Genomic DNA, 24,684 nt, shown 5'->3' with positions numbered 1-24,684 from the left:
GCTGCCTGAAGGTCAATTTTCAACTTTCAGGACAGCCCTTTTCTATTTATTCAGCATTTTTATGGCAAGGTTTACTGTTTGGATTGGATAAGATGCGCTGTGCCTTCTCGATATTTGACACGTCCATATAAAAGGTATTGTCTTCTCCGATATAAAAAGCATTAATGGTCACCCTGCACCACAGTAGATTATATACAGCGCTAAACTGGCCGGGTACGTCTGGTGTGAAAATAAACTGAATGACGGTTTTCTGCTTATAATATACACCAAGCTTTTTTAGTATCTTTTTCAAGGTGCGGAGATCATCGCTGTTTTCACCTTCATCATTTCCAATGACCAGCCTCACCGTATTCAGGAATGTCCGGTTTCCTGCCGCACGTGTCTGTTCAAAAGCCGTGATGTTTCCGCCTTTGTCAGCGAGTGCACTTAACATACAAGCAATGGTTTCGTCACTGGCGGCAAAAAGGAACTGTTCCCTCAATCGATAATTAAACATTTTGTTGTCCCCCCTAGGATGCTATAGTATATGCCAGCATTCAGAACTTGTCCTAGGACAGATCAACTAAAGAAAATCGGCCCCGGAGATGGGAGCCGATTTTTCAATTATGCTTGTAATTCAAACTGCTTGGAATACAGGTGCGCATACGCGCCACCGCGGGCAAGCAACGCCTCGTGTGTGCCTTCTTCCTCAATGCCATCCTCTGTTAAGACGATAATCCGCTCTGCATTGCGAATGGTGGAAAGGCGGTGAGCGATGACAATTGTTGTGCGCCCTTTTGCCAAGTATTCCAGTGAGTCCTTAATGATGCTCTCACTCTCGTTATCCAATGCACTCGTTGCCTCATCCAAAATGAGAACGGGCGGGTTCTTTAAGAATACCCGAGCGATGCTTAGCCGCTGCTTTTGGCCTCCGGAAAGCATGACACCCCGCTGTCCGATTTCGGAGTGGTAGCCGTTGGGCAGACTCATGATAAAGTCATGGGCATTGGCATGTTTGGCTGCCGCCATAATTTCCTCATCACTCGCTTCTGGACTGCCGTAGCGGATATTATCCATCACGGTTCCCGCAAAGAGATATACATCCTGCTGAACGATACCGATCTGATTACGTAACGACTTCAGGTCAAGCTCCCGAACACTCCATCCGTCGAGCAGGACATCTCCGTCTGTCACATCATAAAAGCGGGGGATGAGCGAGCATAGTGTCGTTTTTCCCGCGCCGGAGGGACCGACCAATGCAACATATTCTCCCGGACGTACATGAAGCGACAGATTAACGAAGACAGGGTCCAGATGGCCTTCGTAACGGAAAGAAACGTGCTTGAACTCAATGTCGCCATGTACCTTTGTTAGTGTCAGGGCATCCGGCTTGCTTTCAATCGCCGGTTGTAAGTTCATGATTTCCATAAAGCGCTGGAAGCCGGTTATTCCTTCCTGTAACTGGGTACTCATATGGGTCAGCTTTTGAATCGGTTCGACCATATAACCGATATAGAGAAGAAACGTGATCAAATCCGCCAGATCCAGCGTGTGGTGGACGATACTGGCACTGCCGAAGACAATTACCGTGATCGTAATCAACTGAATGAGCGTCTCAACGCCATCGTAATAGATGGCCTCAGCTTTGTACGTACTCTTTCGGCTTTCGAAAAACCGCTGATTTTCCTGGTTGAACTTCCTGACTTCTACATGTTCATTGGCAAACGATTTGACGACCCGGATTCCGGAAAGGCTATCCTCAACCTGTGCGTTCACGTCTGCGATCCGCTCTTTGTTTCTTTTAAATAACCGGTTAAGCTTTTTATTGAGAACCAAAGAAAAGATACCGATGACCGGCAAGAAACAGAAAACAGCGAGCGTTAATGGCGCATTGATCATAAACAGGATTACAAAGGCCCCAAGAAAGCGGACGAGATACTTCATGTAGTCTTCGGGTCCATGGTGATAAAGCTCGGAAAGCAGCAGCAGGTCATTCGTTATGCGGGACATGAGCTGGCCTGTCTTTTCCTTATCGTAAAAGCTGAACGAAAGCTTTTGCATATGCGCGAACAGCTCACTGCGCATATCACGTTCCATCCGGCCGCCGACTTCATGGCCCTTGTAGTCCACAAAGTAGTTTCCGATATTCTGAACGGCGGCTAAAAAGAGCATCAGCCCGCCGATCCAGTACACTTTACTCAGCGCAATGGACAAGTCTCCTTCGAGAACATCCTTCGTAATGTACCGAACGAGCAGCGGAAGAATCAGAGTCACAGCGGACGCGATAAAGGCACAAGCCAATACCGAAAGAAACAAACGTAAATACGGTCTGTAATAGGAGAGAAATTTTTTTATTGGAAAATGCATGATTTACCCCTTTGTGTTTTTAGCTAGGCACACATAAGGGGGCGCACCGTTTACATTTAAGAACGTGTTCCACCCTTATATGTTTGGAGTGTTTGAGTTCTCATGTTTTTCATTTGAATTCCTCCTTGTTCTTAGTTGCCTTTATTGTAAGCGATTTCTCAGCGAATTTAAATCGCAAATTATTCAGTTTTTTTAAATATAAATAAAGGTAAGGGTTTACCACGGAAAAAATGAACTGAGATGGAACAGACGAAAATGAGAGATGCGGGGGTGCGTTTTTATGAAAATGATGTGTTTCGTGAGTTAATGAGGCAAAATCGAGAGTAAAGTCATCATTTTCGCGAGTAATGGCAGCAAAATCGCAAGTAATCAATGCGTTTTCGCTAGTAATTCATGTCGAATCGCGAGTAACGCTCCAGTAATCCCTGAATAGCGGCTTTCATTCTTATGGGAGTGGCATTTTTCTTGTCTGTCGGCCCATACTCATATATTCTGAAAATATAGTCAATTTACATAAGGGGTGTGTTTGGTATGGAAATGAAAAATTTGAAAGATACGATGCTGGGAGCACTGGGAATTGAAATTGTGGAACTGTCCGACGACCAAGCGGTAGCCACCATGCCGGTGCACTCAGCGACCCATCAGCCGTTTGGTTTGCTGCACGGCGGGGCGTCTGTCGCACTGGCAGAAACGATCGCCAGTATCGGAACCTATCATTTTATCGATGAGGAAACGGAGATGGCAGTCGGAATGGAGATCAACGCCAACCATCTGCGAGGCAAGAGGGACGGGATCGTTACAGCTACAGCCACACCGTTGCATAAAGGCAGAACGTCCATGGTCTGGGACATCAAAATTACCGATGAGGAAGGAAAGCTTGTTTGTGTTTCCCGGTGTACGATGGCGATTATGAAGAAGAAATAGATATGATCAAAAAGAGGCTTCCTGGAAGTCTCTTTTTATTGATTTCAAGTTTAAAAAGTTGATAGAAAAATAATGATTGCATTTGTAAGGGTTTTCATTTAGAATTCTACTAAACCGGTTTACCAAACCGATTTAGTAATTTTTTAATACCCTTACAGCAAGCTCTTCTTGCCGTAATTAGAAAAAGAAAGGGGTATGAATTTGTCATTGAACTATGGAATCCTAACTTTAGGTGACGCAATGATCACCTTAAATCCAGCAAGCACTGGACCATTACGATTTGTTTCGACTTTTGAAAGAAAAGTAGGAGGAGCAGAACTGAACTTTGCCATCGGCTGTGCCAGACTGGATCTTCGTTCAAAATGGATCAGCCGGCTCGGAAAGGATGAGTTTGGAAGAGTTATTTATAACTTTGCCAAAGGTGAAGGGGTGGATGTGGATGATGTTGCCTTTGTGGAAGGGTATCCCACTTCTTTAAATGTAAAGGAAATCCGTGAAGATGGTTCAGGAAAAACCTTTTACTACCGCCATCAATCACCTGTTTTAACCCTTGAACCTGATGATATAAAGGAGGAGATGTTTGAAGGCATTGATGTTGTTCACCTGACAGGTGTCTTTCTGGCGATTCACCGAAAAAATATGGATATTGTCCAAAAGGTGATCGCCATAGCGAAAGAAAAAGGCCTACTGATTTCTTTTGATCCGAACATACGGTTAAAGCTGTGGAGCATAGATGAAGCAAGAGCGGCGTATCAAACGCTATTTCCAGCCATCGATATTTTGCTGACAGGCCGGGATGAGATCAAGAGTATTATCGGAAGTGATGAGGAAGAGGAATTAACATCATTTGCTGAACGTTATTCCATCAGCCAGCTTGTCATTAAGGACGGAGCCCAGGGTTCGGCGCTTTATTCCCATCATCAATGGCTGCATCAGGAGGCATTCCCGGTAAATCCTGTCGATACAGTTGGGGCTGGGGACGGATTTGATGCCGGATATTTGTACGCTCTTCTTCATGGATTTGAACCGGAAAGACGACTGGAATTTGCCAATGCTGTGGGAGCTCTTGTCACCACGGTTTCCGGTGATAATGAAGGCTTGCCGCTATTGGAAGAAGTTTTTTCTTTTATCAACAAGGAAGCAGTGGTTGAACGCTAAATGACGAAAGGAGGAGAAAAGATGCTGCCAAAATACTCAGTTTTTCAGAAGCTGATGGAATCACAGGTCGTTGCAGTCATCCGCGGCAAAGATAGCCATGAAGCTGTACAAGTGTCTAAAGCGGCCATAGATGGAGGAATTAGGGCCATTGAGCTTACCTATACGACCCCTCAAGTAGTAGAGGTATTTAAGGAACTAAGACAGTTGAATGTTCTCTTGGGAGCAGGCTCTGTCATGGATTCAGAAACAGCTCGCCATGCCATTCTCTCGGGAGCTCAGTTTATTGTCAGCTCCCACTTCGTGAAAGATATTGCAGCACTTTGTAACCGGTACAGTGTTCCATATCTGCCGGGCTGCATGAACATTGGAGATATGGCAAAAGCGCTTGAAGCTGGGTGTGACGTGCTGAAGCTGTTTCCGGCCAATGCTTTTGATCCTTCTTTTATCCGCTCGGTTAATGGTCCTCTGCCGAATGTGCGCATCATGCCTACCGGTGGAATCTCGCTGAACAATATGAATGAATGGCTCAATGCAGGAGCAGTTGCTGTCGGTGTTGGCAGCGATCTGACAAAAGCCTACCAAAAGGGCGGTTATGAAGAAGCTGTGTCGTTAAGCAGAAAGTATATCCATACATTGAATCAATTCCCGGAGGTGGCGGCTGATCGCTGAGGCCACTCTAATTCCCCGATTGTAAAGCACTTTCAGGTGTCTTATAATGTTTGGATTGAATGAATAAGACGGGGATGATGACATGAAAAACATTACGATAGCAGATGTAGCCAAACATGCAGGAGTATCAAAAAGCACGGTCTCTCAATTCTTAAACAGCCGTTTTGATTATATGAGCGAGAAAACAAAGAAAAAAATTGAAGTGACCATTGAGGAATTAAACTATCAGCCTAATATTGTAGCACGGAGTTTAAAGCAAAAAGCAACGTTTACGGTTGGGGTAGTGGTCGCCAATATTCTTCATACCTTTTCCACTCAGATCATAAGAGCTATGGAAGATGCTTTTCACGAACAAGGCTATCAGATCATCGTCTGCAATGCAGACGACGAGCCGGAAAAAGAAAAGAAGTATATTGAGATGCTTCTGGCCAAGCAAGTGGATGGAATCATGATTTTCCCGACAGGCAGCAACCTCGATCTGTATGAACGAATGAAGCAAATGCAATTTCCGGTTGTTTTTGTGGACCGAACGATTAAGGATTTGAACATTGCCACGGTTATGCTCGATAACCATATGGCAGCAAAACTGGCTGTTGATCAATTGGTGAAAAATGACCGCAAGCGAATCGCGCTGGTTACTACATCGATTATTCGCAGCATAACCCCGCGAATCGAACGCCTTGAGGGGTATAGGAATGCTTTGAATGCCCACGGCCTTCCGGTAAAAGAAGAGTATGTGAAGAGTGCAGCTGTCGATCAGCTGCCGGCAGTACTTGAGGAAATGTTTAACCTTCCTGCACCCCCGGACGCGATATTGGCCGGAAATGATATTGTCCTGAATGAAGTGCTGAGATTTATGAAGGAGCGGAACTTAAGCATCCCGGACGACGCAGCAGTGATTGGCATTGATGAAGTGCCGTTCGCAAGCTTTTTTACGCCTCCTATTACAACAGTAGCGCAGCCAGCGGTTGAAATGGCGGGAAAAGCCGTTGACCTGCTGCTGAGCCAGATCAAAAACAAAGACGAGCGGGATTTAGGGGTCTTTCGCTATAAGCCAAGTCTTATCGAAAGAGATTCAGACTGATCCCTCGGGTAAGGGGGAATATATGCAGAATATCTTTATTACATTAAATTCCTTTCAGGCAGAAGAAGTCTTAGAGAAGGGACAGGAGCATTTTCTTCCGCAGATAACTCATGCAGGGGCACAAGGTGCGGAGATCAGAAGAGAACTTTTTACTGGCGATTCGTTCTCTTTGCAAGAACTTCGCACCCAATTGGAGGAGTATCATTTAGCCTCCGTTTATTCGGCACCTGTTGAATTATTTAATGAGTCAGGATCGTTAAATAAAGAGGAGGTTGCATTGACTATTATGGAAGCGATTACAATCGGTGCCTCCATTGTGAAATTCTCACTCGGCCATTACAACATGCAAACATCAAGCGTCATGGAGTTAAAAGTATGGCTTGCTTCATTAAAAATAGAGAATCTCGATTTGCAAATTACGATTGAAAATGATCAGACGGCACATGGCGGTTCCATTAAAAAAATCCACCATTTCCTTAAGGAATCAAAGACACTGCAGGTTCCTGTAAAAATGACATTTGATATTGGGAATTGGGCGTTTACAGGGGAAGACGTTTTGTCTGCCGCAAAAGTACTATCTGAATATGTGGTCTATCTGCATTTTAAATACGTAGACCAACGGAATGATAGACTTGTAACCCTGCCATTGCCCAATGATGATGCTTCCGAATGGAAGAACCTCATTCGGTATTTTTCAACTGATATTCCGAGAGCCATTGAGTTTCCTTTAACGGATGGTGATGAAGCGTTAAATTATACTTCTCTTCTTGCCCATGCATGACCATACTTACTTTGTAAGAAACCTCATTGACAAGTTGATTGGAGTGTAAGGTGCGAGACTCCTGCGGGAGCAGCGGGACAGGTGAGACCCACAGGCGCCTGCGCCGAGGAGGCTCACCGCCCGCCCCGCGGAAAGCGAGCAGCCTGAAACGGAGATCAACCACTACTAAGAGCAACAAAGGTTACGAAAACAGCTTAAAACTGAAGGAGTGTGTACTGTGATGAAGAGTATCGATCCATTAGCAAGTAGAAAGCGCTGGATGATCTTAATTCCAATCGCTTTTATTACCTATAGCTTAGCGTATCTTGATCGTGCGAACTATGGTTTTGGTGTTGCAGGTGGAATGGGTGAAGATTTGAATATTACGACTTCTGTTTCATCCCTCCTGGCTTCCTTATTCTTTTTAGGTTATTTCTTTTTTCAGATTCCCGGAGCGATCTATGCTGAAAAGAAAAGTGCAAAGAAGCTCGTCTTCTGGTCATTGATTCTTTGGGGAGGTCTTGCAACAGCTACCGGTTTTGCAACCCATGTCACCTGGCTTTATCCTATCCGTTTCTTTCTGGGCGTTGTTGAAAGCGCTGTTATGCCGGCGATGCTCGTCTTTTTAAGCGGCTGGTTCTTAAAGGCTGAGCGTTCTCGTGCCAACACATTTCTAATTTTAGGAAACCCGGTTACGGTTTTATGGATGTCTATTTTATCCGGTTATTTGTTAAAAGCGTTCGATTGGCGTACGATGTTTATTTTTGAAGGAGCTCCTGCCATTCTATGGGCATTCATCTGGTGGAAGCTCGTAAATGACCGTCCAAAAGAAGCGAAATGGCTGACAGCTGAGCAGAAAAAGAATTTGGAAACTGAGCTTCAAAAAGAACAAACAGGGATGAAACCTGTAAAAAATTATCGTGAAGCCTTTAAATCAAAGAAAGTCATTTATCTTTCCCTGCAATATTTCTTCTGGAGCATTGGTGTTTACGGTTTTGTGATGTGGCTTCCTTCCATTATTTCGAAAGCATCCAAAATGGACATCGTGGCCACAGGCTGGCTTTCTGCAGCACCTTATGTTCTTGCGGTAATCGGAATGCTGCTCGTTTCCTATTACTCTGATAAAACCCTCAATCGTAAAAGCTTTGTATGGGTTTCACTGCTGATCGGTGCCCTCGCATTTTATGGTTCCTATGCAGTAGGCACGTCAAACTTCTGGGTATCGTTTGGTCTCTTAGTGATCGCTGGCGGGGCAATGTATGCACCATATGGGCCGTTCTTTGCCATCATTCCAGAGATTCTGCCGCGAAACGTTGCGGGAGGAGCCATGGCCTTGATCAATAGCATGGGTGCTTTAGGATCATTTGTAGGCAGTTATTTTGTAGGTTACCTGAACGGAGCGACGGGCGGACCAAGCGCATCCTATATCTTTATGGCAGGTTCCCTTGTGCTATCGGTCATCTTTACATTGCTTGTGAAAATCAACAATGAGCATAGCGTTCAAAAAATGGAGGCTCAGTCCCTGTGAATATTCAACTTGCTCTGGATCGGTTATCGATTGAAGAAGCTTTGTCCATAGTTGAAAAAGTGGAGCCGTATATCGACTGGATTGAGGTAGGCACTTCGTTGATTAAAGAATTCGGTATGGAAAGTGTACGGAGTTTAAAGGAAGCTTTTCCTCATAAAACGATCGTGGCAGACAGTAAGACGTTTGATAATGCCGTTTATGAATTTGAGCTTTGTTTTGCAGCAGGTGCCGATGTGGCAACGGTGCTCGGAACAGCCCCTCTTGTCTCTATTGAAGCCTGTATGGAGACGGCTAAGAGACATGGCAAACAGGTCATGATTGATCTGCTTAACACATCAGAGGAACAAGTAAAGATGTGCAGTCAATTGGAGGATGCTATCCTTTGTACACATGTAAGTAAAGATCAGCAGGAAAGCGGAGAAGATCATGGCCGGTTGCATGTCCCGTCTTTTTCTGGCCAGCAAGTAAATACAGCGGTCGCCGGCGGGATTTCGATTGATTCCTTTTCTGACACAGCAAAATATGATCCTCACGTTGTCATTATCGGGTCTGGCATCACAAAGGCTGAGGATCCAGCGCTTGCTGCTAAAACCTTTTATGAGATGGCAAAACAGCATAAGGAGAATGCTCATGAATGATTTGAACAGCATATTGCTTGAGATACAAGGTGTGTTGAACCAGGTTGAGCCCAATCTCGTAGAGTCTGTTTCGGAGCAGATAGGATTGGGGGAACGTATTTTTGTAACAGGTGAGGGCAGATCAGGATTTATGGCGAAATCTTTCGCTATGAGATTAATGCATTTAGGCGCATCCGTTTTCGTGGTCGGGGAGACGATTACTCCGGCTTTGGAATCGGGTGATGTGGTTGTAGCAGTGTCCGGATCAGGAACAACCAAAAGTGTTGTGAATACGGCTGAAAAGGCAAGAGAGCTTGGATGCCCGGTCATTGCCATTACAACAAAAACGGATTCTGAATTAGCTGGGCATGCAACCCTTGTGGCGTATCTTCCTGCAGCTACAAAGTACAGAGGAGATAACGAAGCAGCAAGCATTCAGCCTTTGGGTTCTCTTTTCGATCAATGTGTACACGTTTTTTGCGACGCGGTTTGCTTGAGCTATGGAGCAAGGCAAACAGAAGATAATGAATCGGCTTTTATGCGTCATAGTAATTTGGAATAGTGCTGATTAAAACTAAATCGATTTAGTGAGTGTTTTGAACCTCGAAGTCTTGGTGACTTCGGGGTTCTTTTTTGTAAGGAGGGATTATTGCTTGTGTGGAGAAGTCTGAATTTTCAGAACGGATCAATTAATTGCCAGTTAGGCTCAATTCCGTCCTCAAACCGCTCCAGATTCAGCTGAAATTTTCCAAAAAAACTGTATAGGACAAATTTGGTGCCGGGGAGACTGAAAATAAAGGAGGCGATGTTAATGAACACATTCGAAGTCATCTCGTTAATGCTTAGTTTTGGAATGTTTGTTATCGCTGTTCTCGATTTTCATAACCATGATAAGAAGTCCTAGTAAGGAACGGTCCGTTACAACAGGAGATAAGCCTTGCTTTATGGAATAATAGGATGAAACCATACAGCGCAGGAGGAACTATGAAATTCGTATTACTATTTGGTCCGCAGGCGGTCGGGAAGATGACCGTTGGACACGAATTAACTAAATTAACAGATTTAAAGCTGTTTCACAATCATATGACGATTGAATTGGTTCATCACTTTTTCGATTACGGATCGAAAGCTGGGAGCCGTCTCGTTCACTCCTTTCGGGAGCAGATCTTTGAAGAAATAGCCAAAAGTGACCTTTATGGGTTGATTTTCACCTATGTGTGGGCGTTTAACGAACAGAGTGACTGGGACTATGTAGAGAAGGTTTGCAGGATATTCGAGTCAAAGGGTGCAGAGGTTTATTTTGTCGAGCTGGAGGCCGATGTGGAAGAACGATTGGAGCGGAACAAGAGCGAGTTTCGTTTGGAGCAGAAGCCGACGAAACGCAATCTGGAGTGGTCGGAAAATGACCTTGTAACCTCTATGGATAAATACAGGCTTAATTCCCTTGAAGGTGAGATTAAGAGAGAGAACTATTTGAGGATCAATAATACACATTTGAGTGCTGGTGAAACAGCGAGGATGATTAAAGAGAAGTTTCAGCTGTAAAAGTGAAGTATTTTAGTAATATTGCCTCAAAGTCGCATGAAATGGAGCAAAACTAGTTACGAAACCCACCCGGCTAAGACCGAGTGGGTTGTTTTTGTGGTGTGGGAATGAGAATACAAGCCGAAACGTGAGATTTACTGTCCGAAATGAGGGAAATACTGTCCAAAATCAAAATTTACTGTCCAAAAACAGATATTTACTGTCCAAACCGGTATTATGGTAAACTGCCAACCTAAACCTCACTCACAAATATTCCAATTCATTATTGCAATAATTTGTCATTAAATATATCATTATGTTTAATATATTGTTAGAAAATTCAATTTATTGAAAAGAGGTGTAACTATTTGCCAGAAGGAACCAACTCAGATCCGACCGTATTTTTAATTGATCAGCAGGACCCTCTCATCTCTTTATCCCGCGTTTCCCCTAGAATTGAAGTGTTTCCTTACTATTACCGCATGAATCTGCCAGGATCAGAAAACGATTGTTTTTTGCGAAAAGGCACGGTGGAAAAACTCATCAAAGCAGCAGAAAAGCTCCCTAATGGCCTGAAGCTGGTTATCCTCGACGGCTGGCGATCCTATGAAACTCAGCTGTCCATCTATCAAGCTATTAAAGCAGACCTTGAAGAACAAAACCTCACCCAGGAAAAAATCCAGGAAGAAATCTCAAAGTATGTAGCGATTCCGACTCGTGATCTTACGAAGCCTTCGCCGCACCTTACGGGTGGAGCGGTGGATTTGACGATTGCGGACGAGAACGGCTGGGTCGACATGGGGACGGACTTTGATGATTTTACTGAAAAGGCAGAGCTTGAGTGGTATGAAAAAAAGGATAAGCTGACTCAGCAGGAAGAAACCATTCGGGATAACCGCCGGCTTTTGCGAAGAGTGATGGAGGAGGCGGGCTTTGTTTCCAACGCGGAAGAATGGTGGCACTATGATTATGGGAATCGGAGGTGGGCCAGCGCAACAGGCAACAGCATTCTCTATTTTGGTATTTCGAAATAGGCTCCTAGAATCGGCATAACTTTTTCACAAAACTATTAAGGGTTATGGAGGAGAACGATGAAAAAGAAACTTAGTTTGTTACTCATTGCTGTAATGATTCTTGCTTTGCTATCGGCCTGTGTGAAGAATTCAAACGCAACACCATCCAATGGTGAGGATTCGAAGGATTCAAAAGCCACAAGCGGAAAGGATGTCCTGACGATTGCGACGACTGCTGACCAAGGTACCATTGATCCCGCAGTAACAATGGATAATTCCGCATGGAAACTTACATATCCGGCATATGAACGCCTTGTGGAATATGACGGAGCAAGCACGAAAGTAAAACCCGGACTCGCTAAAGAATGGAAAGTAAGCAAGGATGGCAAGACGTGGACGTTCACCCTGAACGAAGGCCATAAGTTTGCTGACGGAACCCCAGTGGACGCACAAGCGGTCCAAAAAAGCTTTGAACGCCTCAAGAAAATTGCAAAAGGCCCCTCAGAAGTATACAGCCTCGTTTCCGAAATTAAGGCTGAAAATCCTGCAACCATCACGTTTAAACTCAAAGAAAATTTTCCTCCCTTTTTATCAACACTGGCAGCGAACTACGGAAGCATTGTAAACCCAAAAGTCATGGAGCATGAACAGAACGGTGACTCAGGGCAAAACTATCTTGCGACAACAACGATGGGAAGCGGCCCTTATAAACTCGCAAAATGGAAGAAAGGCGAGTATGTGAGACTGGATCAGAACAAGTATGCTGCTAAAAAACCAGCGTTTAAGAAGGTTTATTTTAAAATTGTTGCCGATCCATCCGCACAGCGTCTTCAGCTGGAAAAAGGCGAGATTGATGTCGCGGAAGGCATTCCTGTAGATCAGGTCAACAGCGTGAAGAAGATGAAAAACGCCAAGCTGCTTCAGGAACCAAGTCTGCTTGTGGAATATGTGTACGTCAACTCCAGCAAAGGCAATAAAGCCCTTCAGAACAAGAAAGTACGTCAGGCTTTGAACTATGCTATCGACTACAATAAATTGATCGACGCAGTACAGCAAGGGTACGGAACACAGATGCGCGGACCGATTCCTAAAGGTTTATGGGGCCATGACGACCAAGCACAGCAGTACAAGTATGACAAAGCAAAAGCAAAATCGCTTTTGAAAGAAGCAGGCGTATCCAATTTGAGCCTGGACCTTCTGTATTCGGACAACAAAACCTGGTGGGAAACGGAGGCGTTAACCATTCAGTCGAACCTGAAGGACATTGGTGTAAAAGTGAACCTGAAAAAAGTAGCATACGCGACTTCAAGGGAAATGATCGACAAAGGCGATTTTGATCTGGCGCTTGGAATGTGGAGCCCGGACTTCGGTGATCCGTACGCGTTCATGAACTACTGGTTTGATTCCAAGAACTTCGGACTTGCCGGTAACCGTGCGTTTTACAAAAGTGATGCCGTCGATCAGAAGCTGAGGAAAGCGGCCACGTTAAACGATGAAAAGAAGCGTGAGGCCCTGTATCAGGAGGCTCAGAACATGGTCATTGATGATGCACCTTACATTCTTCTGTATCAGAAGGACTTCCTGCTTCCGATGAACAAAAACGTAAAAGGTTTCGTGTACAATCCGATGCTCGAGAGCATGTATAACCTTGCAGATATGTCCAAATAACAGACAAGTGGAGTGTTGAAACATGAAGAAGATGATTCTAAACCGAATGGGCCTCCTTCTCTTCGTCGTGTTTGGCGTCACTTTGGTCTCCTTTCTGCTGTCCCACGTCATTCCGGGTGATCCTGCCCGGATGATGGTCGGGCAGCGGGCCAATCAGGAAACCCTGCAGCAGGTACGCCAGCAGCTCGGGTTGGACCAGCCCCTTTGGATTCAATATGAAACGTACATGAAAGGAATAGTTAGTGGTGATCTCGGAACGTCTATCCGTACGCAAAAGCCGGTCCTGGATGATCTGGAAGCCTTTTTCCCGGCGACGATGGAACTGGCGGTGATTGCTTTTCTCTTTGCCTTAGGCATCGGCATTCCTCTCGGTGTGCTGGCGGCAGTGAAAAAGAACAGCATCTGGGATCATGCCAGCCGGATCTTTTCCATCAGCGGAGTTTCCACGCCTGTATTTTGGAGCGGGCTTGTTATTATTTTAATTTTTTACGGCTATTTGGGATGGTTTCCAGCCAACGGACGTTTGGACATCAACATCCATCCGCCGACTCACATCACAGGCTTTTATATTTTGGACAGTCTGCTGAGCGGAGATATGGTCGCACTGAAAAGCAGTCTTCATCATATTCTGTTGCCGGCCATCGTGCTGTCTTACGCGCAATTAGCGGTCATTACGCGGCAGGTGCGGGCAAGCATGCTTGAAATTATGGAGCAGGAATACATTCGTACAGCGATTGCCAATGGCATTCATGGGCCTTTCTTGTTCTTCCGCTACGCACTAAGAAATGCTTTGATTCCCACTATTACCGTCGTCGGCATTTCCTTTGGCTCACTCTTAGGGGGAGCCGTGGTGACTGAAACGATTTTTGGCTGGCCGGGTATGGGGAAATACGTGGTCGACTCGATTGCTTATCTTGATTTTCCGGCCATGATGGGCTTTACCCTGCTGATCGCGGTCGGATACGTCATCATCAATCTCATTGTGGATCTGACGTATTACGTTTTGGATCCGCAAATTAAAGGATAGGAGGGAGGACATGGAGACACCTCTGCACAGGGAAACCAATCCGCCCCAGCCGATAAAGGCGGTTCACCCTTTCTGGTACAAGCTGAAACAAAACCAGATGACGTGGGTGGGCATAGGCATTCTGGCATTCATCGTCCTCTGTTCGCTGCTTGCGCCGGTCTTGACTTCCTATGACCCAACGCAAATTGATATCTCCCAAAAGTTTCAGGCACCGTCGCTTCATCACTGGTTTGGTACGGATGAAGTAGGAAGGGATATTCTAACGAGGATCTTGTACGGAGCAAGGATCTCGCTTGGTGTCGGGATTACCGTTATCATCATTGCGAGTATCATCGGAATTCTAATAGGAACGGTTTCGGGTTATTTTGGCGGCCTACTGGATTTAATCATTATGCGGATCATGGATATGGTGATGGCCTTTCCGACGCTGATTCTGGCGATGGCTCTTGCTGCTGCTCTTGGACCGAGCCTGCAAAACGCGATGCTCGCCATAGCGATCGTAAAAATACCAGTCTATGTCCGGCTTGCTCGGGGCGAGTCGCTCGTTATTAAGGAAAAATTGTTCGTGAAATCTGCAGAATCGTTCGGGATTAACCCATGGCGGATCATTGTGAAACACATCGTTCCAAACTCCGTGTCACCGGTCATCATTCAAGCGACTCTTGATGTCGGCGATGCCATCCTCATGATCGCTACGCTCGGTTTTCTCGGTTTGGGAGCTCAGCCGCCCACACCGGAATGGGGCGCGATGATCAGCATTGGCTGGAAATACTTATTGGATTATTGGTGGTACCCGGCGTTTCCTGGATTGTTCCTCTTCCTGTCTGCAGGTTCGTTAAATTTAATCGGTGACGGGATCCGTGACATTCTGGATCCCAAGGCCGGACGTTAGGAGGGGTGCATCATGGTATTGGAGATGAAAGATTTATGTGTGGATTTTACAGGCATGAGAGGAAAGGTTCAGGCCCTCCGCAATGTCAGCCTTTCGATTGATAAAGGAGAAATTTTAGGGGTTGTGGGGGAGTCGGGTTCCGGTAAATCGGTGACCGCTCTATCCATTTTAGGGCTGCTCGGCTCCAACGCTCACATCTCAAACGGCGAGATCTCCTATCTGGGACAGAACCTTATGAGGCTTGGAAAAAAAGAGATGCAGAGCCTTCGGGGCAAGAAGATCGGCATGGTGTTTCAGGAGCCGATGACCGCCCTGCATCCAACGATGAAAGTTGGGAATCAGCTCGCAGAAGTGATGAAGCGCCATCGCGGCGTCTCGAAAAAAGAAGCGTACCGGCTGGCCGTTCAAGCCTTGCGTGATGTGCATATCCATGATCCTGAGTTTGTGGCTAAAAAGTATCCGTTTGAATTGAGCGGAGGCATGCGCCAGCGGATTGTGATTGCACTTGCGATGTCTGCACCACCCGATCTGCTGATCGCCGATGAGCCAACAACTGCCCTTGATGTTACCATTCAGCAGGAAATTTTACAGTTGATCAAAGAGCTGAATGCCAAAAGAGGGACGTCCGTCCTTTTGATCACGCATGATTTAGGTGTTGTGTCCAGGGTGTGCGACCGAGTGATGGTCATGTATGCCGGAGAGGTGGTGGAGGAAGGGAAGACAGAAGAGGTCTTGAACGCGCCTTCTCATCCGTATACGGAAGCACTGCTTCACGCCCTTCCTGATCTGGCGGATCCCGGACATCCGTTAAAAGCGATTCCAGGTGAAGTTCCAGATCTTCAGAACCGGCCGGCCGGCTGTGCCTTTGCTTCAAGGTGCAGCAAAGCTATCGACATTTGCTGTGTTTCTGCGCCTGCTCTTGAACCGGTCTCAGATAACCGTTCAGCAGCCTGCTGGTTGAGGGGGACAAGCCATTGAGCACACTCATTCAATTTGAAAAAGTGGAGAAGTCGTTTTCTAAAGGGAAGCATGTGATTCAGGCGGTCAGTGACGCTAATCTTCGTGTTAAAAAAGGAAGTGTTCTCGGACTTGTCGGTGAATCAGGCTCCGGGAAGAGCACGCTCGGAAAGATGCTGATCGGCCTGGAAGTGCCATCAAATGGAATAATTCATTACCAAGGGAATTCTTTATGGAAAAAAAACAAATTTAAGCGTCCCCGACCGGGCGAAATCCAAACCGTGTTTCAGGATCCGCAGTCTTCACTCGATCCGCGGATGCGGGTGAAGGATATTATTCTCGAGCCGCTGCTGGCACTGAACAGCAAGCAGCGAAAAGAAAAAGGAGAGCGCTTGCGCCTTATTTCTTTGATGAAACGGGTCGGATTAAAAGCGGAGCACCTTGACCGCTATCCGCATGAATTCAGCGGCGGGCAGCGTCAGCGGATTGCGATTGCCCGTGCACTCATCACTGATCCTTCGTTTATCGTGCTGGATGAACCAACCTCTGCACTGGATGTCTCGGTTCAGGCACAGGTGCTGAATTTGCTGAAGGAGCTGAAGAGAGAACGTAATTTAACGTATCTGTTCATTTCCCACAACATGTCTGTGATTCGATACATGTGTGATCAGATAGCGGTCATGTACAAAGGCAGAATTGTGGAGCTGGGCCTTTCAGCTGAGCTCTTTGAACGGCCGCGCCATCCGTATACAAAAATATTGCTTTCGTCTTTGCCGAGTATTTTTGAGTCAGAGGATGCGGAAAAGTTAAGTTTTGCACAGCCTGCTGAAGTGAAAGCGGGGAATGAGGCGTGTGTGTTTTATGATCGCTGTCCTTTCCGGATGGAGGTTTGCCTGAAGGCTCCCCCGTTTGAAAATAAGACAGAGGAGCATGGCTTTGCCTGTCATCTCCAAGAATAAGGAGGAGTAGCTTTGATTCAGGGAGAGCGGCTTCGAGAACTGCGGAAGCAGCGCAACTTCACGCTGCAGGAATTCGCATTGCAAACCGGATTAAGCCCCAGCCTGCTGTCTCAGATTGAGCGAGGACTGGTCGATCCCACGGTCAGCACGTTTTGGGAAATCTGCAGCAGTCTGAGTGTTCCTCTGCATTACTTTTTTGAAGGTGTGGAAGAAGATGAGCTCGTCGTACGGAAACAGCAGCGCCGGTTGATCCAGCTTTCTGATGAAAAGGTAAAGTACCATGAGCTGACGCCAAACCGCGGTGGGAAACTCGATTTTCTGATGGTCGAGATCGAGCCGGGGGAAATGAGTGAAGCAGAGCTTGTTTCTCACCAGGGTGAAGAGTGCGGGATTGTGCTGAAGGGTGAACTGAAGGTTATTTTGGGAGAAAAAGAGATTCATCTTCATGAAGGAGACAGCATACATTTCTCTAGCACGACGCCTCACCGGTATATTAATTCTGGAGAGGGTGTGTCGGTGTCGATTTGGGCGATGACGTCGATGTAAGTAAATTAGGAAACCCACCCGGCTAAGGCCGCGTGGGTTGTTTTGTGATGTGTGAGGGAAAATACTGTCCGAAATACAGGATTTACTGTCCAGAATGAGAGAAATACTGTCCAATCTCCCACATTTACTGTCCAAACTGCAATTATGGTAAACTACCATGCTTTACTTCTTCAATATCCCCAAATATTCAACCCACGGCCCGACGTCTGCTCTGTATCTCTCAGCCATCACACGCACGATTTGAGCGATATGCGTTAAATCATGAACAACCCACGTCGAAATGAGTTCCCGCGTCTTCACCGGTCCAAATGCAGGGTGGCTGCCTTTCGATTCAAGAAGAGACTCTTCTTGGATCAGTTTCTTCAGTTGGGTGATATTTTGTTCTCTAATCGTTTTAAACTCAGCCAGCTTTTGTTCAATCGGCGTCTCAGGTTCATCATTTATATGAGCATAGCGATCAAACGGGGGAAAAGGTTTACTTTCACCGTCCCTAAGAATCATCTCCAGCCTTGGGATCCAGTTGCTTTTCTCTCCCTCAATGAGATGATCGATTACTTCATCTGCATTCCACGTTCCTTCGCCTTCATTGCATTGCAGCCAGCCAGGGGATAAATCGGACAAAAAATACGTTAATGATTGCGGGGTGCGTTCCAGAATTTCTATCGCTTCTGTCATACTAAAATTCATCATACCACTCCTTTCTGTAAATGAAATTCAACTAAACGATCAGAAATTCCTCCAGCCATAAAAACGCAAAAACCCCACCCTCCAGCCAGCAAACCAGCAAAAGGGCGGGGCTTCCTTATTTAATCAATCATTGGGCTCGCCGTTTTTTCTTCATAACGGCTTCTCTCGGCTTCATTTCTCTTTTTCAATAAGAAATAGGATGCGATGACTGCTGCTGTTACGAGCATGGTAAGGAGCAGCTGTGAGCGCATGGAGCTGATAAATGCCATCGACACGAGAATGACGACGATGCTTGCGATCACAAAGTACGATAAGCCCGGGAAGAGCCACATTTTCAATTCAAGGGCTTCGCCATTAGCCTCTGCTCGACGCCGGATCACGATGTGCGAGATGGCAATCGCCAGGTATACGATCAAGGCGATAGCACCGGATGCGTTGACGAGGAACTGAAACAGCTTGTCCGGTGATACAAAGTTAAAGATGGCAGCGATAAAGGCAACGATGGTTCCTGCCCAAACCGCCCGGACCGGAACGCCTTGCTTGCTCAGCTTAAGGAATCCTTTGGGTGCATCTCCACGCTGAGCGAGAGAATAAATCATGCGTGAGTTCGTATAGAGTGCTGAGTTCAAACAGGAAAGCACAGACGTCAGGACAACAATGTTCATGATCAGGCCTGCACCTGGAATGTTGACCATCTTCAGCATCGTTACATACGGGCTTTCCAGCGCGGTTGTTGAGTTCCACGGCAGCAAGGTAACGAGAATGGCGACGGAACCGATGTAGAAAATGAGAATACGCCAGACAACACTTTTGATGGCGATCCGGATCGTCTTTTTCGGATCTTCTGATTCGCCTGCCGCAATAGCCGCAATCTCAGCCCCAAAGTAGGCGAAGATGACGGTTGCTACCCCAAGGAAAATAGAGCTTAATCCGTTCGGAGCAAAACCGCCTCTTCCGACCAGGTTGGCTGTGTCCGGAGATTTAATGCCCGGGAACAGATGGAAGATGATCGCCAATCCGATTCCCATAAATAGCGTGATGGCGACAATTTTGATTAATGCGAACCAATATTCGAACTCTCCGAATGATTTAACGGAGAAGATGTTGGTCATGGTGAGCAAGACGGTTAAGATGAGGCTCCATGTCCAGATCGGAATGGAAGGAATCCATCCGTGAACAATCGCTCCGCCGGCTACAGCCTCGATGGCGATGACGATGACCCAGAAGAACCAGTAGAGCCAGCCGATGGTGTATCCTGCCCAAGGCCCGATGGCTTCACGGGCGTAGGTGGCAAATGAGCCGCTGTCCGGATTGCGGGCGGCCATCTCGCCAAGCATCCGCATAAGGAACACGACGAGTATGCCGGCAAATGCATACGACATGACGGCTGCCGGTCCGGTAGAGTTGATGACGGAGCCTGCGCCGACAAACAGCCCTGCTCCGATAATGCCTCCCAAGGAAATCATCGTGATGTGCCTTGTTTTTAGTTGTTTCTGCAGTCCTTCTTTATTCTTCAATCGTTTTCGCCTCCCTAACTTTTATAGTGAAAGTATGGTTCAAAATGCTATAAGCCGATGGAAACGTATTTCACTTCCAAATACTCCTCGATTCCAAAATGGCCGCCTTCCCGGCCCAATCCGCTTTGCTTCGTTCCGCCAAATGGTGCCTGAGCGACGGATGGCAAGGCATCGTTCAATCCGACGATGCCATACTCGAGCTCTTCGGAAAGGGTGAGTGCCTGGCTTAGGTTTTCTGTATAAACATAAGCTGCAAGGCCATAAGGTGTGTTGTTGGCCCGCTCGATGACTTCCTCTGCCGTTTTGAACGTGGCGATTGGTGCCAGCGGTCCAAACGTTTCTTCGTTCATGCAGAGCATGTCGTCGGTTGCGCTTGTGATGACGGTCGGCTCCATGAACAGGGAGCCCTCATGAGATGATCCGCCGCAAGCAAGCGTTCCGCCTTTCTCCAGAGCGTCCTGTACATGCTGCTGTACTTTTTCAACAGCGTTTAGATCAATTAACGGCCCGATGTCCGTTCCGTCTTCCAAGCCGTTTCCTACTTTTAGCGCTGAAACCGCTTTTACAAAAGCGGTGCTGAACTCCTCAGCGATCGAATCCTGAACATACACGCGGTTTGTACATACGCACGTTTGGCCAGCGTTTCGGTACTTGGAAGCGAGCAATCCCTGTACGGCTTTTTCAATATTGGCATCCTCCATCACGATAAAGGGAGCGTGTCCGCCGAGTTCCAGGGAAATCTTTTTCACGGTATCGGCAGCTTTCCGCATGAGCAGCTTGCCGACTTCAGTAGAACCTGTAAACGAGATCTTTCGCACGCGTGTGTCTTCCATCCAGGCGTCCGAGATCTCAGCTGCTTCTCCGGTTACGACCTGCAGCACGCCTTGTGGTATGCCGGCTTCCACAGCAAGTTCAGCCAGCCGGATGGCCGTTAAAGGTGTTTGTTCCGCTGGCTTGACGACCGCCGTACATCCTGCAGCAAGAGCAGGAGCCACTTTTCTCGTAATCATGGCGGCCGGGAAGTTCCATGGCGTAATCGCGGCGATCACACCGACGGGCTGCTTCTGCACGAGGATTCGCTTGTCTGGATGTGAAGCGGGAATGGTTTGCCCATACACCCGTCTTCCTTCCTCCGCATACCAGGAAATGAAGCTGTTGGCGTAGGTGATCTCGCCGATCGCTTCTTTTAACGGTTTTCCTTGTTCACTTGTCATGAGTTCGGCCAGTTCCAGCTTGGATTCTTCAATGAGCTGGTGCCATTTCATAAGCAGGGCAGCGCGGTCTTCAGCGGTCCGTTTCGACCAGCTTTTAAACGCAATATAAGCGGCATCCGCTGACGCACGGGCTTCTTCTCGTCCTCCGTTCGGTACGGTATCGACTACGGCGTTTGTTGCCGGGTTGGTTACTTCGATCAGTGATAGCATGAAATCCCTCCTGTCGTTTCTAGTTAAATGTTGAAACGGCTTTGCTTTCTACCGCTTCGATCGCTTCGTTTAAAATCTGGATGAGTTCGCTGATTTCCTGTTTATTGATGATCAGCGGCGGTGCGAATACGAGCGTATCCTGGTTATCGAACGTAACAGAACGCATGATGAGCCCGCGTTTCGCCGCTTCTGCCAATACTTTTGGAGCGAGTGGCTCCGGGAATCGTTCGTTGGTATCTTTGTTCTTCACGAGTTCAACCGCTCCTATGAGGCCGAGTGCTCTGACGTCACCGACAATCGAGCGTTCTGACTGGATCTGTTTAAAGCCTTTCAGCAATTCTTCACCCATCACACGGGCATTATCGATTAAGTTCTCTCGTTCAAGGATCTCCAGATTCTTCAATGCAACGGCACAGGCCATCGGATGTCCGCTGTAGGTGTAGCCGTGAAGAAGTGTTCCTTCTGACAACTCGATAAAATCGTTGTGCATCGTTTCTGAGATCATGACACCGCCGAGCTGGGCGTATCCGCTTGTGATCCCTTTTGCGAAGCACATCATGTCAGGCGCAACATCATAATGGTCGATTCCGAAATACGTACCGGTACGGCCGAATGCAGTAATCACTTCGTCCGTGATAAAAAGGATGCCAAACTCGTCACAGATGCTTCTGATTTCTTTAAAATAACCATCCGGTGCGATATGAACGCCGCCAGCTCCTTGAACCGGTTCCGCGATATAAGCAGCAACCGTTTCAGGGCCCTCTTCCTGAATCTTGTCTCTGAGTGCTTGCGGTGAAAAATGATCCACATAATAAAAGTCCGGAGCCAAGGAGTTCGTGAAATCACGGAACGGCTTGAGGCCAGTCGCGCTTGTCGCTCCCATCGCTACCCCGTGGTAGGACTGCGATCTGGAGATGATTTTCTTCCGCTCCGGCTGGCCTTTTAAGATCCAATAGTGGCGTGCGAGCTTATAGGCCGTGTCGTTGGATTCAGATCCGCCTGATGTAAAGAAGGTCGCGGTCAGATTGCCTGGTGCGATTTCAGCCAGTTTTGCGGCCAGTTTGATTGCCGGCTCGTTGCTGAAGGTCGCAAAGCAAGAGCTGTAGCCGAGTGTTTTCATCTGCTCGTAAGCGACTTGAGCGATTTCCTCGCGCCCATGCCCGATGTTCACGTTCCAAAGAGAGGAGAGGCCGTCGATGGCGCTTCTTCCTTTCAGGTCATACAACCGGATGCCTTCGCCCTTCGTTAAAATAAAATCAGGTCCCGTTGCCTGCTGCTGCTTGATTGCTGTTGTTGGATGCAAAAAATGCTTTTTATCAAGTTCTGCCAATTGTTCATATGATTTTTGAGTTTCCATCATAACCACCCTTTGCCAGTATGTTTGCACTTTTCAGATTTATAAGCGCTTTCAAAAGATAGTTGCAAGTTCCGTGCCAAACAGTGATATAAGGTTTTGAACAAGTGTTTAATTCACTTGTGAATTAAACATTACGTATCTTGATTCGTTTCAGAATCAATGATTCGTTTTTGAATCGATATTGTATTTTTTAAGACGGCGAACGACAGTAGGCTGGCTCAGCCCCAGATAGTCTGCCATTTCATAGGTGGACTTGCAGTCTCGGCAGGCACGAAGCAGCCAGTTTCTTTCCACATGTTCCAACGCCTCCTGCAGGGAAGAACTCTGTGCATCGTATTCTGGAACGCCATCTTCCTCCACTTTTTGCGTAAACGGCAGATGGTCAGGCAGGATCGTCTTGTTTTCGAGCGTGACGACGAGCCGTTCCATTAAGTTCTCCAGCTCTCTCACATTGCCCGGCCAATCATACTGCCAGAAGGCTTTAAGCGCAGATGGGTGCATCGTTTTATCGGTATCATACTTTTCGTTGAATTTGTCCAGGAAGGTTTCGGTCAGCTGATGGATTTCTTCTTTTCGATCCCGGAGCGGGGCAATGCTGATCGGCACCACATTCAATCGGTAAAAAAGGTCATCCCGGAAGGTACCGGCCTTCACCATCGCTTGGAGATCACGGTTTGTTGCCGCTACGAGCCGGAAGTTTACGGTGCGGCTCTTCGTGCTTCCCATTCTGGTTACCTTCTTTTCCTGCAGCACTTTGAGAAGTTTGACCTGAATGGAAAGCGGCAGTTCTCCGACTTCATCTAAAAAGAGTGTTCCATGATCGGCGAGTTCGATGAGCCCCATTTTTCCTTTGCTGGCCGCCCCGGTAAAGGCGCCTGCTTCATATCCAAACATCTCGGATTCAAAGAGGCTCTCAGGGATCGCCCCGCAGTTCACCTCGATCATCGGCTTGTCTTTCCGGTCACTTCCGTTATGAAGCGCTTTAGCGAATACCGTTTTTCCAACACCGGATTCTCCTTGAAGTACGACAGTGGCGTCACTTTTTGCGACCTTATGGACAAGTCCCCACACGGTTTGCATCGCTTTGCTGTTGATGACCACATCGGATGGCACAATTTCACGGCCGCGAAGCTGTTCAATTTCGTTTTCATAACGCATCATCTTCAGCTGCAGTTTCTCGTATTCGCCTTTCAGTTCTTCAATTTCTGTCATATCATGTGAAAAACTGATGATCCTCTTAATCTCGTTTTCTTCATTAAAGATGGGTACACCGCGGGTCATGATGATCTTACCGGTGCCCGTTTTCTGCATGAAGGTGACCGGCTTTTTCTGCTGGATTACCCTTAGCGTCACGGACGGATTAAAGATTTTCTTCTGCTCGAGCTCTCTGACGGACGTTCCGACAAGCTCCTCGGACGAGATGCCATACATCTCCTCGCTGTTTTTGACCGCACGCAAAATAAATCCCTCGCTGTCGGTAACGATGATATTCTCGCCAGATTCGTTGATGATTCCTTCGATTTCAAGCTCAAGCAGTTCTCTTTGATCTGTCATACCCACATCTCCCTAACTATCGCAACATAATTCTGATAATTAGGATAACATAGATCGGAGGAAATGAGCGAAGAGTGGCTTTAATTACCAGGCTTTTGCACCTGTAATTTCATAAAAGTAACGATTTATGTGACTTGGCTCACAGCTTCTTTTGAGCACATGAATTAACTTAGAGACAGGACAAAAATAAAATTGGAGCGATAATTATGGAAATGACTAAAAATGAAAAAGCAGAAAGGCTGCAGCACGTGCTTGAGGAAGCATTGCTCCCTTTAAAACAGAGATTGGACGAAATGGAAAAAGAGATGATTTCTGTTCGTGAAAATCAAGAGGAGCTTATAAGATTATTGAGCAAAAGGGGCTGTCCAAGAAGTCTGTAAGCTGTTGATTTCCGTTCCAGGCTGCTCGCTTTCCGCGTGGCGTGCGGTGAGCCTCTTGGTGCAAGCACCGGCGGGATTCTCACCTGTCACGCT

At 46.8% G+C, this 24,684-nt stretch carries 25 protein-coding genes; 18 read left to right on the top strand and 7 right to left on the bottom strand.

The genetic code is table 11. From position 1 onward, the window contains the following. Positions 1 to 46 precede the first annotated feature (46 nt). Both P4361_RS19685 and P4361_RS19680 read right to left on the bottom strand, forming a co-directional pair. Positions 47 to 496: a hypothetical protein gene (locus tag P4361_RS19685; protein ID WP_328090635.1), complete on the bottom strand. Its 450-nt coding sequence runs from the start codon at positions 494 to 496 to the stop codon at positions 47 to 49. Positions 497 to 603: 107 nt separating this feature from the next. Next, positions 604 to 2,346, bottom strand: coding sequence for an ABC transporter ATP-binding protein (locus P4361_RS19680; protein WP_328090634.1), 1,743 nt, complete (start codon positions 2,344 to 2,346; stop codon positions 604 to 606). A gap of 531 nt (positions 2,347 to 2,877) precedes the next feature. Between P4361_RS19680 and P4361_RS19675 the strand changes: the two genes are divergently transcribed. The 17 genes from P4361_RS19675 (at position 2,878) to P4361_RS19595 (ending at position 17,672) form a co-directional block, all read left to right on the top strand. Next, on the top strand, positions 2,878 to 3,270 hold the full coding sequence (locus tag P4361_RS19675) for a hotdog fold thioesterase (protein WP_062237388.1): 393 nt from the start codon (positions 2,878 to 2,880) through the stop codon (positions 3,268 to 3,270). A gap of 201 nt (positions 3,271 to 3,471) precedes the next feature. Then, positions 3,472 to 4,428 carry a sugar kinase gene (locus P4361_RS19670; RefSeq protein WP_053356762.1) on the top strand — a complete coding sequence of 319 codons (957 nt, stop codon included), beginning with the start codon at positions 3,472 to 3,474 and terminating at the stop codon, positions 4,426 to 4,428. A gap of 21 nt (positions 4,429 to 4,449) precedes the next feature. Then, a complete protein-coding gene (locus tag P4361_RS19665) occupies positions 4,450 to 5,097 on the top strand; it encodes a bifunctional 2-keto-4-hydroxyglutarate aldolase/2-keto-3-deoxy-6-phosphogluconate aldolase (RefSeq protein WP_328090633.1) in 648 nt (215 codons plus the stop codon). 82 nt (positions 5,098 to 5,179) lie between these two features. Further along, entirely contained in the window at positions 5,180 to 6,181 is a 1,002-nt protein-coding gene (locus tag P4361_RS19660) for a LacI family DNA-binding transcriptional regulator (RefSeq protein WP_328090632.1), read from the top strand. A 22-nt stretch (positions 6,182 to 6,203) separates the two neighbouring features. Beyond that, complete coding sequence (locus tag P4361_RS19655) at positions 6,204 to 6,962, top strand: xylose isomerase (protein ID WP_328090631.1); 759 nt, start codon at positions 6,204 to 6,206, stop codon at positions 6,960 to 6,962. A 220-nt stretch (positions 6,963 to 7,182) separates the two neighbouring features. Then, positions 7,183 to 8,469 (top strand): MFS transporter, encoded by a 1,287-nt coding sequence (locus tag P4361_RS19650; protein WP_328090637.1) that lies wholly within the window; start codon positions 7,183 to 7,185, stop codon positions 8,467 to 8,469. Continuing rightward, a complete protein-coding gene (hxlA, locus tag P4361_RS19645; RefSeq protein ID WP_328090630.1) occupies positions 8,466 to 9,107 on the top strand; it encodes a 3-hexulose-6-phosphate synthase in 642 nt (213 codons plus the stop codon). Before P4361_RS19650 ends, hxlA begins: the two co-directional genes overlap by 4 nt. After that, positions 9,100 to 9,648, top strand: coding sequence for a 6-phospho-3-hexuloisomerase (gene hxlB / locus P4361_RS19640; protein ID WP_091002495.1), 549 nt, complete (start codon positions 9,100 to 9,102; stop codon positions 9,646 to 9,648). The genes hxlA and hxlB overlap by 8 nt, the downstream gene beginning before the upstream one ends. A gap of 249 nt (positions 9,649 to 9,897) precedes the next feature. Further along, positions 9,898 to 9,990, top strand: coding sequence for a putative holin-like toxin (locus P4361_RS19635; protein ID WP_231689193.1), 93 nt, complete (start codon positions 9,898 to 9,900; stop codon positions 9,988 to 9,990). 80 nt (positions 9,991 to 10,070) lie between these two features. Beyond that, on the top strand, positions 10,071 to 10,631 hold the full coding sequence (locus P4361_RS19630) for an AAA family ATPase (protein ID WP_328090629.1): 561 nt from the start codon (positions 10,071 to 10,073) through the stop codon (positions 10,629 to 10,631). A gap of 347 nt (positions 10,632 to 10,978) precedes the next feature. Then, positions 10,979 to 11,644, top strand: coding sequence for a M15 family metallopeptidase (locus P4361_RS19625; RefSeq protein ID WP_328090628.1), 666 nt, complete (start codon positions 10,979 to 10,981; stop codon positions 11,642 to 11,644). A 57-nt stretch (positions 11,645 to 11,701) separates the two neighbouring features. Beyond that, positions 11,702 to 13,291 (top strand): ABC transporter substrate-binding protein, encoded by a 1,590-nt coding sequence (locus P4361_RS19620; RefSeq protein WP_328090627.1) that lies wholly within the window; start codon positions 11,702 to 11,704, stop codon positions 13,289 to 13,291. Positions 13,292 to 13,313: 22 nt separating this feature from the next. Continuing rightward, the gene (locus tag P4361_RS19615) at positions 13,314 to 14,318 is read left to right on the top strand and encodes an ABC transporter permease (RefSeq protein WP_091002502.1); all 1,005 of its coding nucleotides are present in this window, start codon (positions 13,314 to 13,316) and stop codon (positions 14,316 to 14,318) included. A 10-nt stretch (positions 14,319 to 14,328) separates the two neighbouring features. Further along, the gene (locus tag P4361_RS19610) at positions 14,329 to 15,210 is read left to right on the top strand and encodes an ABC transporter permease (RefSeq protein WP_328090626.1); all 882 of its coding nucleotides are present in this window, start codon (positions 14,329 to 14,331) and stop codon (positions 15,208 to 15,210) included. Positions 15,211 to 15,222: 12 nt separating this feature from the next. Then, complete coding sequence (locus tag P4361_RS19605; RefSeq protein ID WP_328090625.1) at positions 15,223 to 16,188, top strand: ABC transporter ATP-binding protein; 966 nt, start codon at positions 15,223 to 15,225, stop codon at positions 16,186 to 16,188. Further along, positions 16,185 to 17,126 carry an oligopeptide/dipeptide ABC transporter ATP-binding protein gene (locus P4361_RS19600; protein WP_328090624.1) on the top strand — a complete coding sequence of 314 codons (942 nt, stop codon included), beginning with the start codon at positions 16,185 to 16,187 and terminating at the stop codon, positions 17,124 to 17,126. Before P4361_RS19605 ends, P4361_RS19600 begins: the two co-directional genes overlap by 4 nt. Positions 17,127 to 17,138: 12 nt before the next feature. Further along, positions 17,139 to 17,672 carry an XRE family transcriptional regulator gene (locus tag P4361_RS19595; RefSeq protein ID WP_328090622.1) on the top strand — a complete coding sequence of 178 codons (534 nt, stop codon included), beginning with the start codon at positions 17,139 to 17,141 and terminating at the stop codon, positions 17,670 to 17,672. 162 nt (positions 17,673 to 17,834) lie between these two features. Here the strand turns inward: P4361_RS19595 and P4361_RS19590 are convergent, their stop codons facing one another. The 5 genes from P4361_RS19590 to P4361_RS19570 all read right to left on the bottom strand — a co-directional run bounded on the left by P4361_RS19590 (position 17,835) and on the right by P4361_RS19570 (position 24,211). Beyond that, positions 17,835 to 18,359 carry a DinB family protein gene (locus P4361_RS19590; RefSeq protein WP_328090636.1) on the bottom strand — a complete coding sequence of 175 codons (525 nt, stop codon included), beginning with the start codon at positions 18,357 to 18,359 and terminating at the stop codon, positions 17,835 to 17,837. A gap of 119 nt (positions 18,360 to 18,478) precedes the next feature. Beyond that, positions 18,479 to 19,876, bottom strand: a complete 1,398-nt coding sequence (locus tag P4361_RS19585; protein WP_328090621.1) for an amino acid permease — start codon at positions 19,874 to 19,876, stop codon at positions 18,479 to 18,481. 47 nt (positions 19,877 to 19,923) lie between these two features. Then, positions 19,924 to 21,300, bottom strand: a complete 1,377-nt coding sequence (locus P4361_RS19580; protein ID WP_328090619.1) for an NAD-dependent succinate-semialdehyde dehydrogenase — start codon at positions 21,298 to 21,300, stop codon at positions 19,924 to 19,926. Between the two features lie 19 nt (positions 21,301 to 21,319). After that, on the bottom strand, positions 21,320 to 22,660 hold the full coding sequence (locus P4361_RS19575) for an aspartate aminotransferase family protein (RefSeq protein WP_175501747.1): 1,341 nt from the start codon (positions 22,658 to 22,660) through the stop codon (positions 21,320 to 21,322). 153 nt (positions 22,661 to 22,813) lie between these two features. Further along, positions 22,814 to 24,211, bottom strand: coding sequence for a sigma-54 interaction domain-containing protein (locus P4361_RS19570; RefSeq protein ID WP_328090618.1), 1,398 nt, complete (start codon positions 24,209 to 24,211; stop codon positions 22,814 to 22,816). Between the two features lie 206 nt (positions 24,212 to 24,417). Between P4361_RS19570 and P4361_RS19565 the strand changes: the two genes are divergently transcribed. After that, the gene (locus tag P4361_RS19565; protein WP_328090616.1) at positions 24,418 to 24,591 is read left to right on the top strand and encodes a hypothetical protein; all 174 of its coding nucleotides are present in this window, start codon (positions 24,418 to 24,420) and stop codon (positions 24,589 to 24,591) included. The last annotated feature ends 93 nt before the right edge of the window (positions 24,592 to 24,684 follow it).

The sequence above is a fragment of the Fictibacillus sp. B-59209 genome (assembly GCF_036216745.1).
In the GTDB taxonomy this organism is placed as follows: Bacteria; Bacillota; Bacilli; order Bacillales; family Fictibacillaceae; genus Fictibacillus_C; species Fictibacillus_C marinisediminis.
This window is presented reverse-complemented; position numbering and strand designations above follow the sequence as displayed.